Source organism: Clavibacter michiganensis subsp. tessellarius, from assembly GCF_021922985.1.
Classification (GTDB): Bacteria; Actinomycetota; Actinomycetes; order Actinomycetales; family Microbacteriaceae; genus Clavibacter; species Clavibacter tessellarius.
The window spans coordinates 181329-195259 of sequence record NZ_CP040788.1 but is presented as its reverse complement, the minus strand read 5'-3'; the positions used below and the strand labels follow the sequence as shown (position 1 = coordinate 195259).

The window sequence follows — 13931 nt, the reverse complement described above, 5'->3', positions numbered from 1 at the left end:
ACCGCCCGACGGTCAGTCGCCGAGCAGCGTCACGAGGTAGCGGCCGTACCCGCTCTTGATGAGCGGGCGCGCGAGCGCCTCGAGGGCGTCGCGGTCGATCCAGCCGGCGCGGTACGCGATCTCCTCGATGCAGCCGATCTTGAAGCCCTGGCGGTCCTCGATGACCTTCACGTACTCGGACGCCTGCATCATGCTCTCGAACGTGCCGGTGTCGAGCCACGCGGTGCCGCGGTCGAGCACCTGCACGCGGAGGCGGCCCGCCTGGAGGTAGTGGTCGTTGACGGCCGTGATCTCCAGCTCGCCGCGCTCGCTCGGCTGCACGCCCTTGGCGATCTCGACCACGTCGTTGTCGAAGAAGTAGAGGCCGGGCACGGCGTATGCGCTCTTCGGCTGCGCCGGCTTCTCCTCGATGGAGAGCGCGGTGAAGTCGTCGTCGAACTCGACGACGCCGTAGGCCGTGGGATCCGCCACGTGGTACGCGAAGATCAGCGCGCCGTCGATCTCGGTGTTCCGGCGCAGGCTCGTGCCCAGGCCGGCCCCGTGGAAGATGTTGTCGCCGAGCACGAGGGCCACGGAGTCGTCGCCGATGAACTCCTCGCCGATGACGAACGCCTGCGCGAGGCCGTCGGGCGAGGGCTGCACGGCGTACTCGATGCGCATGCCGAGGTGCGACCCGTCGCCGAGCAGCGCCCGGAACTGGTCGTTGTACTCGGGCGTCGTGATGATGAGCACCTCGCGGATGTCCGCCATCATCAGCGTCGACAGGGGGTAGTAGATCATCGGCTTGTCGTAGATCGGCATCAGCTGCTTGCTGATGCCCTTCGTGATCGGCCAGAGCCGGCTGCCGGAGCCGCCGGCGAGGATGATGCCCTTCATGGGTCAGCTCACCTTCTGCGAGTCGTGGAAGGCGCGCATGTCCGACCAGGTGGGGAGGAGCCCCGCGGCGGCCGCCTCGGCGAGCGTCGGGGCGTCGGTGTCCTTCGGGGAGAGCAGCGGCTCGCCGGCCTCCTCGGGGAAGACGAGGCCGATCTCGGGGTCGAGGGGGTCGATGCCGTGCTCGGCGGTGGGGTTGTAGACGTCGCTCACCAGGTAGGTGACGGCGGCGTCGTCCGTGAGGGCGACGAAGCAGTGCCCGAGGCCCTCGGAGATGTAGACGGCCTTGTGGGTCTCGGTGTCGAGGCGGACGCTGTCCCACTGCCCGAACGTCGGGGACCCGACGCGGATGTCCACGATGAAGTCGAGCACGGCGCCGGAGACGGCCTTCACGTGCTTGGCCTGGCCGCGGGGCACGTCGGCGAAGTGGATGCCGCGCACGACGCCGCGCTTGGAGACGCTCATGTTGGCCTGGCGGAGGTCGAGCGGGTGGCCGACGGCCTCCTGGATCTCGTCGAACCGGTACCACTCGAGGAACACGCCCCGGTCGTCGGTGCGCTGGACGGGGGTGAGCTCGTACGCGTCGGGTACGGCGAGTTCGCGGATCTGCACGGGTCGGAGTCTAGCAACGGGCCCGTCGGCGACCGGCCCGTCAGCGACCGGCCCGGCCGCCGTCGGGCGGTCGACGGAACGAGAACCAGCGATGCCCGACGTAGCTGATGAGGGTGATCACCACCACGATGAGCGCCTGCGCCACCAGGCGCGGGACGCCGACCGCCACGAGCAGCGGCAGCGAGACGGCGTTCAGCGTGATCGACACCGCGTACACGGACACGAAGCGCGCGAGGTCGCGCAGCACGTGGCCCCGCACCCGGAACACGAGGTACCGGTACAGGACGAAGGCCACGAGCACGGCGACGGCGTAGCTCCCGGCGAGCGGCACCAGGGAGCCGAGGACGGGCCGCCCGGCGTCGTCGAGCGCGCGACCGGCCGTCGCCGCGAGCCCCGCGAACAGGAGGAAGGCGAACGCGGTGTTGAAGCCGCCGACGAGGAGGAACGCCACGCGCTCGTCGCGGAGGAGCGCGCGGATGCGGGGGGCGGCCATGCAGGCATCCTCCCGCCCGCCGCCGGGGACCCGCCGCACGACGCGCGCCTCCCCCGCACGGGGAGGTGGCCCGCGGGCCCCTCGCCGGTACACTCGGGTCGGTCCGCCCCCGATCATCGCGGACTCTCCCCCGACGTCGGTCACCCGCCCGGCGCCTCTACCGAAGGACGTTCCCCATGAGGATCCTCGTGACCGGCGGCGCCGGATTCATCGGCTCCAACTTCGTGCGCCACGCGCTCTCCGACGACTACGCCGGGCTGGAGGGAGCCGACGTCGTCGTGCTCGACGCGCTCACCTACTCCGGCAACCTCGAGAACCTGGCCGCCGTCAGCGACTCGCCGCGCTACACGTTCGTGCACGGCGACATCCGCGACGACGCCGTGCTCGACGAGTGGATCCCGCAGGTCGACGCCGTCGTGCACTTCGCGGCCGAGAGCCACGTCGACCGCTCCGTCCGCGACGCGAGCATCTTCGTCGAGACCAACGTCCTCGGCACGCAGAAGCTCCTCGACGCGGCCCTGCGCCACGACCTCAAGCGCTTCGTGCACGTCTCCACCGACGAGGTCTACGGATCCATCGCCGAGGGGTCGTGGGACGAGGAGCGTCCGCTCGAGCCCAACTCCCCCTACTCGGCGTCGAAGGCCGGCAGCGACCTGCTCGCCCGCTCGTACCACCGCACGCACGGGCTGGACGTGTCGATCACGCGCTGCTCCAACAACTACGGGCCGTACCACTTCCCCGAGAAGGTCATCCCGCTGTTCGTCACGAACCTCATCGACGACAAGCACGTGCCGCTGTACGGCGAGGGTCTCAACATCCGCGACTGGCTGCACGTCGACGACCACTGCCGCGGCATCGCGCTCGTGCTCGTGCAGGGCGCGCCCGGCGAGATCTACAACATCGGCGGCGGCACCGAGCTCACCAACCGCGAGCTCACCCAGCTGCTGCTCGACGCGACCGGTCGCGACTGGTCGTACGTCGACCGCGTCGAGGACCGCAAGGGCCACGACCTCCGCTACTCCGTCGACATCTCCAAGATCCAGCGCGAGCTCGGCTACGCCCCGCAGGTGCCGTTCGAGCAGGGCCTCGCCGACGTCGTGCAGTGGTACCGGGACAACCGCTCCTGGTGGGAGCCGTTGAAGCAGCGCGCCGAGCTGCCCGCGTGAGCCGCGTCCTCGTCACCGGCGGGCGCGGGATGCTCGGGCAGGACCTCCTGCCCGCGCTCGCCGCGCACGACGTCACCGCGCCCGGCCGCGCCGACCTCGACATCACCGACGAGGTGGCCGTCCGCGCCGCCGTCGCCGGGCACGACGTCGTCGTCAACCTGGCCGCGTACACCGCGGTCGACGCCGCCGAGGAGCACGAGGAGGAGGCGCGGGCGATCAACGCGACCGGCGCCGGCATCCTCGCCCGGGCCGCGGCGGAGGCCGGGGCGCGCATCGTGCACGTCTCCACCGACTACGTCTTCGACGGATCCGCGACCTCCCCCTACCCGGAGGACGCCCGGCACGCTCCCGTCTCCGCCTACGGCCGCACCAAGGCCGAGGGCGAGCGGCTCGTGCTCGACGGCCACCCGGAGGGCGCGAGCGTCGTCCGCACCGCGTGGCTCTACGGCGCGGGCGGCCCGTCCTTCCCGTCCACGATGCTGCGGCTCGCGGCGTCGCACGACACTGTCTCCGTCGTCGACGACCAGCGCGGCCAGCCCACCTGGACCGTCGACCTCGCGGCGCGCATCGTCGAGCTCGTCGACGCCGGCGCCCCGGCGGGCGTGTTCCACGGCACCGCGTCCGGGGAGACGACCTGGCACGGGCTCGCGCAGGCCGTCTTCGCGGCGGCGGGCCTCGATCCCGCGCGCGTGCTGCCCACCGACAGCGCGTCCTTCGTGCGCCCGGCCCCGCGCCCCGCGTACTCGGTGCTGGGCCACGACGCCTGGTCCCGCGTCGGCCTCGCGCCGCTCCGCGACTGGCGCGAGGCCCTGTCCGACGCCGCCGCCCACGGCGTCCTCCGGGCGGGCTGACGGCTACACTCGTGTCCGGTCCGATCCCGGACGTCGCAGAAGCCACCGCTCCGCTTGACGCGCGAGCCCCACGCAGTCCGAAGGGCCCCACCGAAGTGTCGAGCATGACGACCTCCCCCTCCCGGGAGTTCTCGAGGCCCGGGACGGGCGCGGGGCTCCTCGACGTGTATCGCCGGCGGTACCTCCTCTCCCTCCTCGTGAAGAAGGAGGTGCAGGTCCGCTACCGCGGCTCGGTGCTCGGCTGGCTCTGGTCGTACGTGAAGCCGGCCGCGCAGTTCGCCGTCTTCTTCGTGGCGATGGGGATCTTCCTGCAGCTCAACCGCAACCAGGTGAACTACCCCATCTACCTGTTCTCGGGCATCATCCTCATCAACTTCTACACGGAGGCGTTCTCCAACTCCACGAAGTCGCTGGTGGACAACGGGGCGCTGATCAAGAAGATCTACCTGCCGCGCGAGCTCTTCCCGGTGTCCAGCACGTTCGTGGCGCTGGTGAACTTCCTGCCGCAGCTCGTGATCCTGCTCATCGTGTGCCTCGTCGTGGGCTGGGCGCCGACGCCCGTGCAGGTGCTCGGCATCCTCCTCGGCATCGCCATCATCGCGACCCTCGCCATCGGCCTCGGCATGCTGTTCGGGGCGGCCAACGTGTCGTTCCGCGACTCGCAGAACTTCGTCGAGCTCATCGTCATGGTCGTGGTGTGGGCCTCCCCCGTGCTGTACCCGTACGCGCAGGTCGCGAAGGTGCTGCCGGACTGGATGCTCGTGATCTACCAGCTGAACCCGGTCACGGCCGCGGTCGAGCTCTTCCACGCCGCCTTCTGGTACCCCACCACGGGAGGCACGGGCGAGCTGCCGCCGAACCTCTGGATGTACGGGTTCATCGCCCTCGGCGTCTCGCTCCTGAGCCTCCTGCTCGGGCAGCTCGTCTTCAAGAAGCTGGAGGGGCGCTTTGCCCAGGACCTCTGAGTCGGACGCGCTCCCGCGCATCATCGTCGAGCACGTGCGGAAGTCGTTCCTCCTCCGCCACACGCACTCCATCAAGGAGACGGTCATCGCCGCCGTCCGCCGCAAGCCCCTCGCCTCCACGTTCGACGCGCTGGACGACGTCAGCTTCTCCGTGCGCCCGGGCGAGTCGGTGGCGCTCATGGGCTTCAACGGATCCGGCAAGTCCACGCTCCTGAAGCTCATCTCCGGCGTGTACCAGCCCGACAGCGGCGAGGTGCTCGCGCGCGGGCGCATCGCCGGCCTCATCGAGGTCGGCGCGGGCTTCCACCCCGACCTCTCGGGCCGCGAGAACATCTACCTCAACGCCGCCATCCTCGGCATGGAGCAGCACGAGATCGACGCGCGCTTCGACCAGATCGTCGAGTTCAGCGAGATCGAGAAGTTCATCGACACCGAGGTCAAGCACTACTCCTCGGGCATGTTCCTGCGGCTCGCGTTCTCGGTCGCGATCCACACCGAGGTCGACATCCTGCTCGTGGACGAGATCCTCTCCGTGGGCGACGAGCCGTTCCAGCGGAAGTGCCTCGCCAAGATCCGCGAGCTGCACGACCAGGGCAAGACCCTCGTCGTCGTGAGCCACGACCTCGACATGGTCTCCGACCTGTGCGAGCGCGGCATCCTCATCCGCTCGGGCCGGGTCGAGTTCGACGGCCCGTCCAAGGAGGCCGTCGAGCGGATGCGCGAGGGCTGAGCCCGCCGCGCCCCGTGCGCTCCTCCCCGTCCGCGCGGGTGCGCGCCGGTACGATGGTCCTCCCGCGGGCCCGCCCGACACCCGCGCGACATGGAGGATCGTGACCACCACGCTGCGCGTGATCATCGACCAGCTGACCGGGCCCACCCCCGGCGGCATGGGCCGATACGCCGAGGACCTGACGAGCGCGATCGTCGCCGCCACCCCGAGCGGATGCGAGGTCGAGGGCGTCGTCTCCGCCGTCACCCCCGAGCAGACCGCCGACCTCGAGCAGCGCCTGCCGGGCCTCGCCCGCATCACCCGGGTGCCGCTCCCCCGCCGCGAGCTGTCGCGCGCCTGGCAGCTCGGCCTGCCGACGCCCGGCACCTCCGGCATGGTGCACGCACCGGGCCTGCTCGCGCCGCTGCGCCGACACGACCGCGTGAACACGAACGACCAGATCGTCGCGACCATCCACGACGTCAACGCGTGGACGCACCCCGAGAGCATGACGAGCGCGTCCGTCTCCTGGACGAAGGCCATGGCCAAGCGCGCGCGCAAGCACGCGGACGCCGTGGTCGTGCCCTCGCACGCCCTCGCCGAGGAGCTGGCCCGGTTCGTCGACCTGGGCGACCGCGTGCGCGTCATCGGCGGCGCCGTGAGCCCGCGGATCGCCCCGCCGGAGGCCCCGGACGCGCGCGCCGCGGAGCTGGACCTCCCGGCCGACTACCTCCTCACCGTCGGCAGCCTGGAGCCGCGCAAGGGCGTTCAGGCGCTCGTGCAGGCCCTCGTCCGTCCCGAGACCGCCGGCCTGCCGCTCCTCGTCGTCGGGCCCGCCACGTGGGGCGACGTCGAGCTCGCCCAGGTCGCGGACGAGGCGGGCGTCGACCCGTCGCGCGTGCGCAGCCTCGGGTCGCTGTCGGACAGTGACCTCGCGGTGGTCCTCGACCGCGCCACGGTGTTCGTCCACCCGAGCCTCTCCGAGGGCTTCGGCCTCCCGGTGATCGAGGCGCTGTCGTTCGGCACGCCCGTCGTCCACTCGGACGCGCCCGCCCTCCTCGAGGTCGCGGCCGACGCGGGCGTCGTCGTGCCCCGGGAGGACCCCGACGGCTACCCGCTGCGCCTCGCCGAGGCCATCGGCGGCCTCCTCTCCGACACGGCCGCGCGCGAGCGCCTCGCGGTCGTCGGCCAGGACCGGGCGCGCGCCTTCAGCTGGCGCGACTCCGCCGAGAAGGTCTGGCAGCTGCACGCCGACCTGTAGGGGCCGGGGCGCGACGGATCAGCCGGCCGAGCCCTGCGCGAACTGCTGCTGGATGGCCTGGCGGACCGCCGGGAAGTCCGGCTTCTGCGAGTCGAAGCGCGGCGGCACGATCTCGAGGTCGTCGATCGGCTGGTCCTTCGTCTTCAGCGCGAGCTGCGTGAAGTAGCCCAGCGTGCCGCGCGGGATGTCGGTCTTCACGACCTGCGTGCCGGCCTGCGCGATCGCGTCGAACTTGGTGAGCACGTTGGCCGGGTCGAACTGCTTCACCACGGCCTGCTGCACCTCGCGCTGGCGCGTCATGCGGTCGTAGTCGCTGGCCTGGTAGCGCGAGCGCGCGTACCAGAGGGCGTGGTACCCGTCGAGCTTCTGCTGGCCCGGCTCGATCCACTCGGGGATGGGCACCGGCCGGAACTTGTCGTCGTGGCCCGAGCCCATGCCGATGCGGCGCTTCACGTCGACGTCGATGCCGCCGAGCGCGTCGACCATGTCGGCGAAGCCCTGCATGTCGATGAGGACGTAGTACTGGATCGTGAGCCCCGTGACGCCCTGCACGGCCTCGCGCATCGCCTCGATGCCGGGCAGGCTGCCCTTGGCCTTCGCGTCGGGGTAGAGGTCCTGCTTGTAGACCTCCACCTCCGTGTAGATGGAGTTGAGCATGCACGCGTCCACGTCGCAGTGCGTGTAGCCCTTCGGGTAGCGCGCCTGCAGCGGCGACCCGTCGGAGAACGGCACGTCCTCCATGTCGCGCGGGAGGCCCACCATGGTGGCGCGTCCCGTGGCGGCGTCGATGCTGACGACGGTGATGCTGTCGGGGCGGAGGCCCGCCCGGTCGCTGCCCGCGTCGCCGCCGAGCAGCATGATGTTGTACCGGCCGTCGACGGGCGGCTCGCCCGCGTAGTCGCCGAAGATGCCGCCGAGGGCGCCGCGACCGACGCCCACGACGTAGGCCGCGTACCCGGCGGATCCGGCCGTGCCCACCATCAGCAGCACGGACAGAGCGGCGATGATCGGCCGCGCCCGCGGCGCGACCCGGATGATGCGCGCGAGCCGCAGGGTGTCGAGCGCGAGCACGACCCAGAGCACGGCGTAGGCCGCGAGCAGCACCTGCAGCACGAGGAGCAGCCACTCCTCGGAGACCAGCTGGATCAGCGCCCCGCGGGCGAAGAGCGCGAGGCCCGCGGCGACGACGCCGACCGTCCAGACGACGAGCGTCGAGGCGAGGCCGATGCGGCCGAGCCGGCGGTTCCCCGCGAGCACCTGGGCGGATCCCGGGATCAGCACGTTCAGCACGACGAGCCACCAGGCCCGCGTGGTCATGATGCGCGGCGACCCGGTGTCCGGGTGCCGGATGGGCTGGGTGAGGCTCACGTGCGCGACTGGGCTTTCTGCTGCAGCGCGGCGTCCTTCTGCTCGACGAGCTCCGCGAGCTCCGTGCGGTGGCGCTCCAGGGCGTCGGCGATCCGCGCATCCGTCGTGGAGAGGATGCGGGCGGCGAGGAGCCCCGCGTTCTCCGCGCCGCCGATGGACACGGTGGCGACGGGCACGCCGGCGGGCATCTGCACGATGGAGAGCAGGGAGTCCATGCCGTCGAGGGTCTTCAGGGGCACCGGGACGCCGATGACGGGCAGGGTCGTGACGGAGGCGAGCATGCCGGGCAGGTGGGCGGCGCCGCCCGCGCCCGCGACGATGACGCGGATCCCGCGCTCGCGCGCCGCCTTGCCGTAGGCGATCATCCGCTCGGGGGTGCGGTGGGCCGAGAGCACCTGGACCTCGTGGGCGATGCCGAGCCCGTGGAGGGCGTCGGACGCCTTCTCCATGACGTTCCAGTCGGAGTCGGAGCCCATGACGAGGCCGACGAGGGGGGAGGTGTCGGGATTCACGGGCTCCATGCTAGGTGCGGGATCCTGGGCGCCCCGTCGCGCCACGCAGCCGCGCGCGACGCGGATCCCGCGGGACGGGCGCCCCCGCGCGCTCGGAACGGGCGCCCCCGTCAGCCGCGGAAGAACGCCGCCGCGGCGCGGGCCCGGTACGCGACCTCGTCGAGGTCGTCGCCCACGACCGTGACGTGCCCGACCTTGCGGCCCGGGCGCGGCTCCTTGCCGTAGAAGTGGAAGCGCGCCTCGGGCTGGTCGGCGAGCGCCTGCGGGTACCGGTCGGCGACGGTGCCCGTCTCCGGGCCGCCGAGCACGTTGATCATGACCGACCACGGCGCGAGCGGACGCGCGGATCCGAGCGGCAAGTCGAGCACGGCCCGCAGGTGCTGCTCGAACTGGCCGGTGACGGCTCCGTCCATGGACCAGTGGCCGGTGTTGTGCGGCCGCATCGCCAGCTCGTTGACGAGGAGGCGGCCGTCGACGGTCTCGAAGAGCTCGACCGCGAGCACGCCTGTGACGCCGAGGCCCTCGGCGATCCCGCGCGCCATCTCCTCGGCCGCCTCGCGGAGCCTCGGCGAGGCGCCGTGGGCGGGCGCGATGACCTCCGCGCAGACGCCGTCGCGCTGGATGGACTCGACCACCGGCCAGGCCACGATGTCGCCCGAGGGCCGGCGCGCGACGGACTGGGCGAGCTCGCGCGCGTAGTCCACGAGCTCCTCCGCGAGCAGCGCGTCGCCGGCGTCGAGCGCCCGGAACCAGTCGTCCGCGTCGTCGGCGGAGCGCACGACCCGCACGCCCTTGCCGTCGTAGCCGCCGCGCGGCGTCTTCACGACCGCGACGCCGCCGTTGTCCGCGAGGAACGCGGCGAGCGCGTCCCGGTCGGCGACCCGCGCCCAGACGGGGACGGGCACGCCGAGCTGCTCGAGGCGCTCGCGCATGAGCAGCTTGTCCTGCGCGACGAGGAGGGCGTCCGGGCCCGGGTGCACCGCGACGCCCTCGGCGACGAGCGCGCGCAGCACGTGCTGCGGGACGTGCTCGTGGTCGAAGGTGATCACGTCGACCTCGCGGGCGAAGGCGCGGACCGCGTCGAGGTCCCGGTGGTCGCCGACGGCGGTGGCGGCGAGGCCGGCGGACATGCCCTCCGCCTCGGCGAGCACGCGGATCCCGATGCCGAGCTCCACGGCGGGCGCGATCATCATGCGGGCGAGCTGCCCGCCCCCGACGACTCCGACGATGGGCGTCATGGTGTCCTCTTCCTCCAGCTGGGTGGGCGCGGCACGCGGCTGCGGCACGGCGGTGGGCGGGACGGGGCCGTGCGGCCGGCCGTCACGCCACCGCACATCCTCCCGCATCCGGTGCGGGCGCGCACCGCGGGCACGCGACCCGCGCGCAGGTCTCCGGGAGGGACGCCTCCTCCGGGGACGTCTCCTCTTCGGACGCCTCCGGCAGGGACGCCGCGGCGTCGCCTCAGCCGCGCTCCCAGGGCGCGGTGTCGTCGCCCCACGGCGCCCGGCCGTCATCCGGCTGCCGCCAGCTCGGATCCCCCGGGCGGCCGCGCCGCGACTCCTCCTGGCGTCGCCGCTCGGCCACCATGTTCGCGTTCTCCTCCATGAGGTCCTGCAGCGCCTGCACCACGAGGTGCGCCGACGGCACGTCCCGGAGGACGACGGGCGACTCGAGGCCCGCGTTGACCGTGACGTTCCCGCTGCGATGGAGGTGCTGGAGCGGGCCGCGCCGGAGCGTCACGTCGTAGCCCCGCGAGTGCAGCAGCTCCTGGCGGGTGCGCACGAAGAAGCCGTGCGAGATGATCAGGCGCCGGGTCGTCACCGTGTACCGGCGGTTGAGCCACACGAGCACGGGCAGCAACGTGACGAACACCGCGACCCCCGCGAGCGACACGAGCAGGAGCGCGTTCTCCCACGGCTCCGGGAACCACGCGCCGAAGTAGCCGGCCGTGAGGCAGATGGCGATGAGGAGAAGCACGGGGAGCGTGAGCGCGCGGCCGTGGGGACGCAGCCGCACGAGGACGCGCTCGGGCTCCGCGGCCGCGATGTGCTGCGGCGGCGCGGCGGGCGGCGCGGCGGGACGGCCGAGGCGCGGATCCACGTCGTGGGCGCCCGTCAGGCGACCGGCCTCCTCGTCGGCGCGGCGCTCGCGCTCCGCCCGCTCGGCCTTGCGCCTGGCCCGGCGTCCGCCGCGGACGGGCAGCGCCCTGCCGCCCTCCCCGGGTGCGTACCGCTGCGTGTCACCCGTGTGCGCCATGCCTCATTGATACCGCAGATGCGTCACGTCCCCGGCGGCGACAGACGTCCCGCCCGGATCCCCGGCGGACTCCACGGTGAGCCGCCCGTGGTCGTCCACCCCCGTCGCCCGCCCGAGGAGCTCGCCCCCGCCCGGCAGCTCGACGCGCACGTCGCGGCCGATGGTCGCGCAGGTGCGCGCCAGCTCCTCCACGAGACCGGCGGCGCGCGCGTCCCCGCCGGCCCGCTCCCACGCTGCCCGGCGCGCGCCGAACGCCGCGAGGAACGCCGCGAGGATCGCGTCCGCGTCCGGCTCGGCGACCCCCGCGAGGCGCAGGGACGTGGACGTGCCCGTGGGCAGCTCGCGCTCCTCGAGCGTGAGGTTGAGGCCCGTCCCGAGCGCGTACCGGCCGGGCGACACGAGCTCGCCGAGGATCCCGGAGACCTTGCGCCCGTCGAGCTGCACGTCGTTCGGCCACTTGAGCGTGACCGCGGCGGGCGCCGGCACGACGCCGCGCAGCGTCTCGACGAGCGCGAGCCCGGCCATCAGCGGCAGCCAGCCCGGGTCGAGGGCGGCGTCCGCGGGCGCGCAGAGGACGCTCACCGCGAGGGCGCGGCCGGGCGGCGCCACCCACACGCGCCCCCGTCGGCCGCGGCCCGCGGTCTGGTCGAGCGTGACGACGACGGATCCGTCCGGCCACGACGACGGGTCGCCCGCGGCCCGTCGGGTCAGCTCGTCGTTCGTGGATCCGACGGTGTCGAGGGCGACGAGGCGCGGGGCGGCGAGGCGGCTGAGCGGGAGGTCCATGCGGTCACCGTACCCAGCGGCGAGCAGGAGGAGACCGCACCCCGGGGGCGCGACCTTCTGTGCACTCCCCACAAGGGTCGCGCCCCGGGCCGCCGGTACAGTGAGGCGGGTGACTGCAGACGAGCCAGACGAGGGCGCCGGCGCCCCGGACATGTACACGACCGCCGGGAAGCTCGCCGACCTGAAGAGGCGGTACCACGAGGCCGTCACCGCGAGCGGCGAGGCCGCCATCGAGAAGCAGCACGCGCGCGGCAAGATGACCGCCCGCGAGCGCATCGACCAGCTGCTCGACCACGGGTCGTTCGTGGAGCTCGACGAGTTCGTCCGCCACCGCACCCACGCGTTCGGCATGGACGCGAAGCGGCCCTACGGCGACTCCGTCGTCACCGGCACGGGCACCGTCAACGGCCGCCAGGTGGCCGTGTACTCGCAGGACTTCACGATCTTCGGCGGCTCGCTCGGCGAGGTCGCGGGCGAGAAGATCATCAAGGTCATGGAGCTCGCCATCAAGACGGGCGTGCCCATCATCGGCATCCTCGACTCGGGCGGCGCGCGCATCCAGGAGGGCGTGGTCGCGCTCGGCAAGTACGGCGAGATCTTCCGCCTGAACACGCGCGCGTCGGGCGTCATCCCGCAGATCTCGCTCATCATGGGCCCGGCGGCGGGCGGCGCCGTGTACTCCCCCGCGCTCACCGACTTCGTGATCATGGTCGACAAGACCAGCCACATGTTCGTCACCGGCCCCGACGTCATCAAGACCGTCACGGGCGAGGAGGTCGGCTTCGAGGAGCTCGGCGGCGCCCTCACGCACAACCGCGTCTCGGGCGTCTCGCACTACCTGGCGAGCGACGAGGACGACGCGCTCGACTACGCGCGCACGCTCCTCGGCTTCCTGCCGGACAACAACCTCGCCGAGCTGCCGGAGTTCCCGCGCACGGCGGACCTCGAGACCACGGCGCAGGACCTGAAGCTCGACACGATCATCCCGGACAGCCCGAACCAGCCGTACGACATGAAGACGATCATCGAGCTCATCGTCGACGACGGCGAGTTCCTCGAGACGCAGCCGCTCTTCGCGCCGAACATCATCGTGGGCTTCGCCCGCGTCGAGGGACGCTCGGTCGGCATCGTCGCGAACCAGCCGAACGCCATGGCCGGCACGCTCAACATCGAGGCGGGCGAGAAGGCCAGCCGGTTCGTGCGCTTCTGCGACGCGTTCTCCATCCCGATCCTCACGCTCGTGGACGTGCCGGGCTACCTGCCGGGCACCGACCAGGAGTGGACGGGCGTCATCCGCCGCGGCGCGAAGCTGCTGTACGCCTACGCCGAGGCGACGGTGCCGCTCGTCACGGTCATCACGCGCAAGGCCTACGGCGGCGCGTACATCGTGATGGGCTCGAAGCAGCTGGGCGCCGACATCAACCTCGCGTGGCCGACGGCCGAGATCGCCGTGATGGGCGGCCAGGGCGCCGTCAACATCCTCTACCGCGGCGAGATCAAGCGCGCCGAGGCCGCGGGCGAGGACGTCGCCGCCGTGCGCACGCGCCTGGCGAACGAGTACACCTACAACGTCGCGAGCCCGTTCCTCGCGGCCGAGCGCGGCGAGCTCGACAACGTGATCCAGCCGGCGGCCACGCGCGCGTCGGTCGTCAAGGCGCTCCGGGCGCTGCGCACCAAGCGCGCGAGCCTGCCGCCCAAGAAGCACGGGAACATCCCGCTGTGAGCGACCTCAGCGCCGTTCCCGGCGCCGGATCCCCGGCGTCGGAGCCGGTCGGCGGCGGCGTCCGCGTGCTCGGCGGCTCCCCCACGGCGGAGGAGCTCGCGGCCGCGACCGCGGTGCTGGCCGCCCTCGCGGCGCAGCCCGTCGCCGAGCAGCCCGCACGGCGGGCACCCGACGCCTGGCAGCGGTCCCAGCGCACGGTCCGCGCCGCGCTGGTGCCCGGCGCCGGGCGCTGGCGCGGCTTCTCCGGCTGAGCCGCCGGACGCCTCCGGGACGCGCCGGCACCTCCGGGGGTGCGCCGCGTCCTCCGCGGGAGCCGCCGTGTCCTCCCAAATGACGACTTGGCCGGTCCCTCCCGC

At 72.7% G+C, this 13931-nt stretch carries 15 protein-coding genes; 7 read left to right on the top strand and 8 right to left on the bottom strand.

Features of this window, described 5'->3' with window-relative positions:
- Window positions 1–12 precede the first annotated feature (12 nt).
- Genes rfbA through FGG90_RS00860 form a run of 3 tightly spaced genes read right to left on the bottom strand, consistent with a single transcriptional unit; the run spans window position 13 to window position 1978 of the window.
- On the bottom strand, window positions 13–876 hold the full coding sequence (gene rfbA, locus FGG90_RS00870; RefSeq protein ID WP_094126056.1) for a glucose-1-phosphate thymidylyltransferase RfbA: 864 nt from the start codon (window positions 874–876) through the stop codon (window positions 13–15).
- Window positions 877–879: 3 nt separating this feature from the next.
- Window positions 880–1485: a dTDP-4-dehydrorhamnose 3,5-epimerase family protein gene (locus FGG90_RS00865; RefSeq protein WP_094126057.1), complete on the bottom strand. Its 606-nt coding sequence runs from the start codon at window positions 1483–1485 to the stop codon at window positions 880–882.
- A gap of 40 nt (window positions 1486–1525) precedes the next feature.
- Window positions 1526–1978, bottom strand: coding sequence for a GtrA family protein (locus tag FGG90_RS00860; RefSeq protein ID WP_094126058.1), 453 nt, complete (start codon window positions 1976–1978; stop codon window positions 1526–1528).
- Window positions 1979–2154: 176 nt separating this feature from the next.
- On the opposite strand from FGG90_RS00860, the gene rfbB reads away from it, so the two are divergent.
- The 5 genes from rfbB to FGG90_RS00835 all read left to right on the top strand — a co-directional run bounded on the left by rfbB (window position 2155) and on the right by FGG90_RS00835 (window position 6930).
- On the top strand, window positions 2155–3144 hold the full coding sequence (gene rfbB / locus FGG90_RS00855) for a dTDP-glucose 4,6-dehydratase (RefSeq protein ID WP_094126059.1): 990 nt from the start codon (window positions 2155–2157) through the stop codon (window positions 3142–3144).
- Complete coding sequence (gene rfbD / locus FGG90_RS00850) at window positions 3141–3995, top strand: dTDP-4-dehydrorhamnose reductase (protein ID WP_094126060.1); 855 nt, start codon at window positions 3141–3143, stop codon at window positions 3993–3995. The genes rfbB and rfbD overlap by 4 nt, the downstream gene beginning before the upstream one ends.
- Window positions 3996–4090: 95 nt before the next feature.
- Window positions 4091–4960 (top strand): ABC transporter permease, encoded by an 870-nt coding sequence (locus FGG90_RS00845; protein WP_094126061.1) that lies wholly within the window; start codon window positions 4091–4093, stop codon window positions 4958–4960.
- Window positions 4944–5690, top strand: a complete 747-nt coding sequence (locus FGG90_RS00840; protein ID WP_063071699.1) for an ABC transporter ATP-binding protein — start codon at window positions 4944–4946, stop codon at window positions 5688–5690. Before FGG90_RS00845 ends, FGG90_RS00840 begins: the two co-directional genes overlap by 17 nt.
- Window positions 5691–5790: 100 nt before the next feature.
- Window positions 5791–6930, top strand: a complete 1140-nt coding sequence (locus FGG90_RS00835; protein WP_094126062.1) for a glycosyltransferase family 4 protein — start codon at window positions 5791–5793, stop codon at window positions 6928–6930.
- Between the two features lie 18 nt (window positions 6931–6948).
- On the opposite strand, the gene FGG90_RS00830 is transcribed toward FGG90_RS00835, so the two are convergent.
- From FGG90_RS00830 to FGG90_RS00810, 5 genes are all read right to left on the bottom strand, one after another.
- Window positions 6949–8298: an LCP family protein gene (locus tag FGG90_RS00830; protein ID WP_094126063.1), complete on the bottom strand. Its 1350-nt coding sequence runs from the start codon at window positions 8296–8298 to the stop codon at window positions 6949–6951.
- Window positions 8295–8819: a 5-(carboxyamino)imidazole ribonucleotide mutase gene (gene purE / locus FGG90_RS00825; RefSeq protein WP_094126064.1), complete on the bottom strand. Its 525-nt coding sequence runs from the start codon at window positions 8817–8819 to the stop codon at window positions 8295–8297. The genes FGG90_RS00830 and purE overlap by 4 nt, the downstream gene beginning before the upstream one ends.
- Before the next feature lie 101 nt (window positions 8820–8920).
- Window positions 8921–10048 carry a 5-(carboxyamino)imidazole ribonucleotide synthase gene (locus tag FGG90_RS00820; protein WP_094131144.1) on the bottom strand — a complete coding sequence of 376 codons (1128 nt, stop codon included), beginning with the start codon at window positions 10046–10048 and terminating at the stop codon, window positions 8921–8923.
- A 223-nt stretch (window positions 10049–10271) separates the two neighbouring features.
- On the bottom strand, window positions 10272–11066 hold the full coding sequence (locus FGG90_RS00815; RefSeq protein ID WP_094126065.1) for a PH domain-containing protein: 795 nt from the start codon (window positions 11064–11066) through the stop codon (window positions 10272–10274).
- A 3-nt stretch (window positions 11067–11069) separates the two neighbouring features.
- Window positions 11070–11852: a biotin--[acetyl-CoA-carboxylase] ligase gene (locus tag FGG90_RS00810; protein ID WP_094126066.1), complete on the bottom strand. Its 783-nt coding sequence runs from the start codon at window positions 11850–11852 to the stop codon at window positions 11070–11072.
- Window positions 11853–12003: 151 nt separating this feature from the next.
- Between FGG90_RS00810 and FGG90_RS00805 the strand changes: the two genes are divergently transcribed.
- Entirely contained in the window at window positions 12004–13575 is a 1572-nt protein-coding gene (locus tag FGG90_RS00805; RefSeq protein WP_086516663.1) for an acyl-CoA carboxylase subunit beta, read from the top strand.
- Complete coding sequence (locus FGG90_RS00800) at window positions 13572–13826, top strand: acyl-CoA carboxylase epsilon subunit (RefSeq protein ID WP_094126067.1); 255 nt, start codon at window positions 13572–13574, stop codon at window positions 13824–13826. The genes FGG90_RS00805 and FGG90_RS00800 overlap by 4 nt, the downstream gene beginning before the upstream one ends.
- Window positions 13827–13931 lie beyond the last annotated feature (105 nt).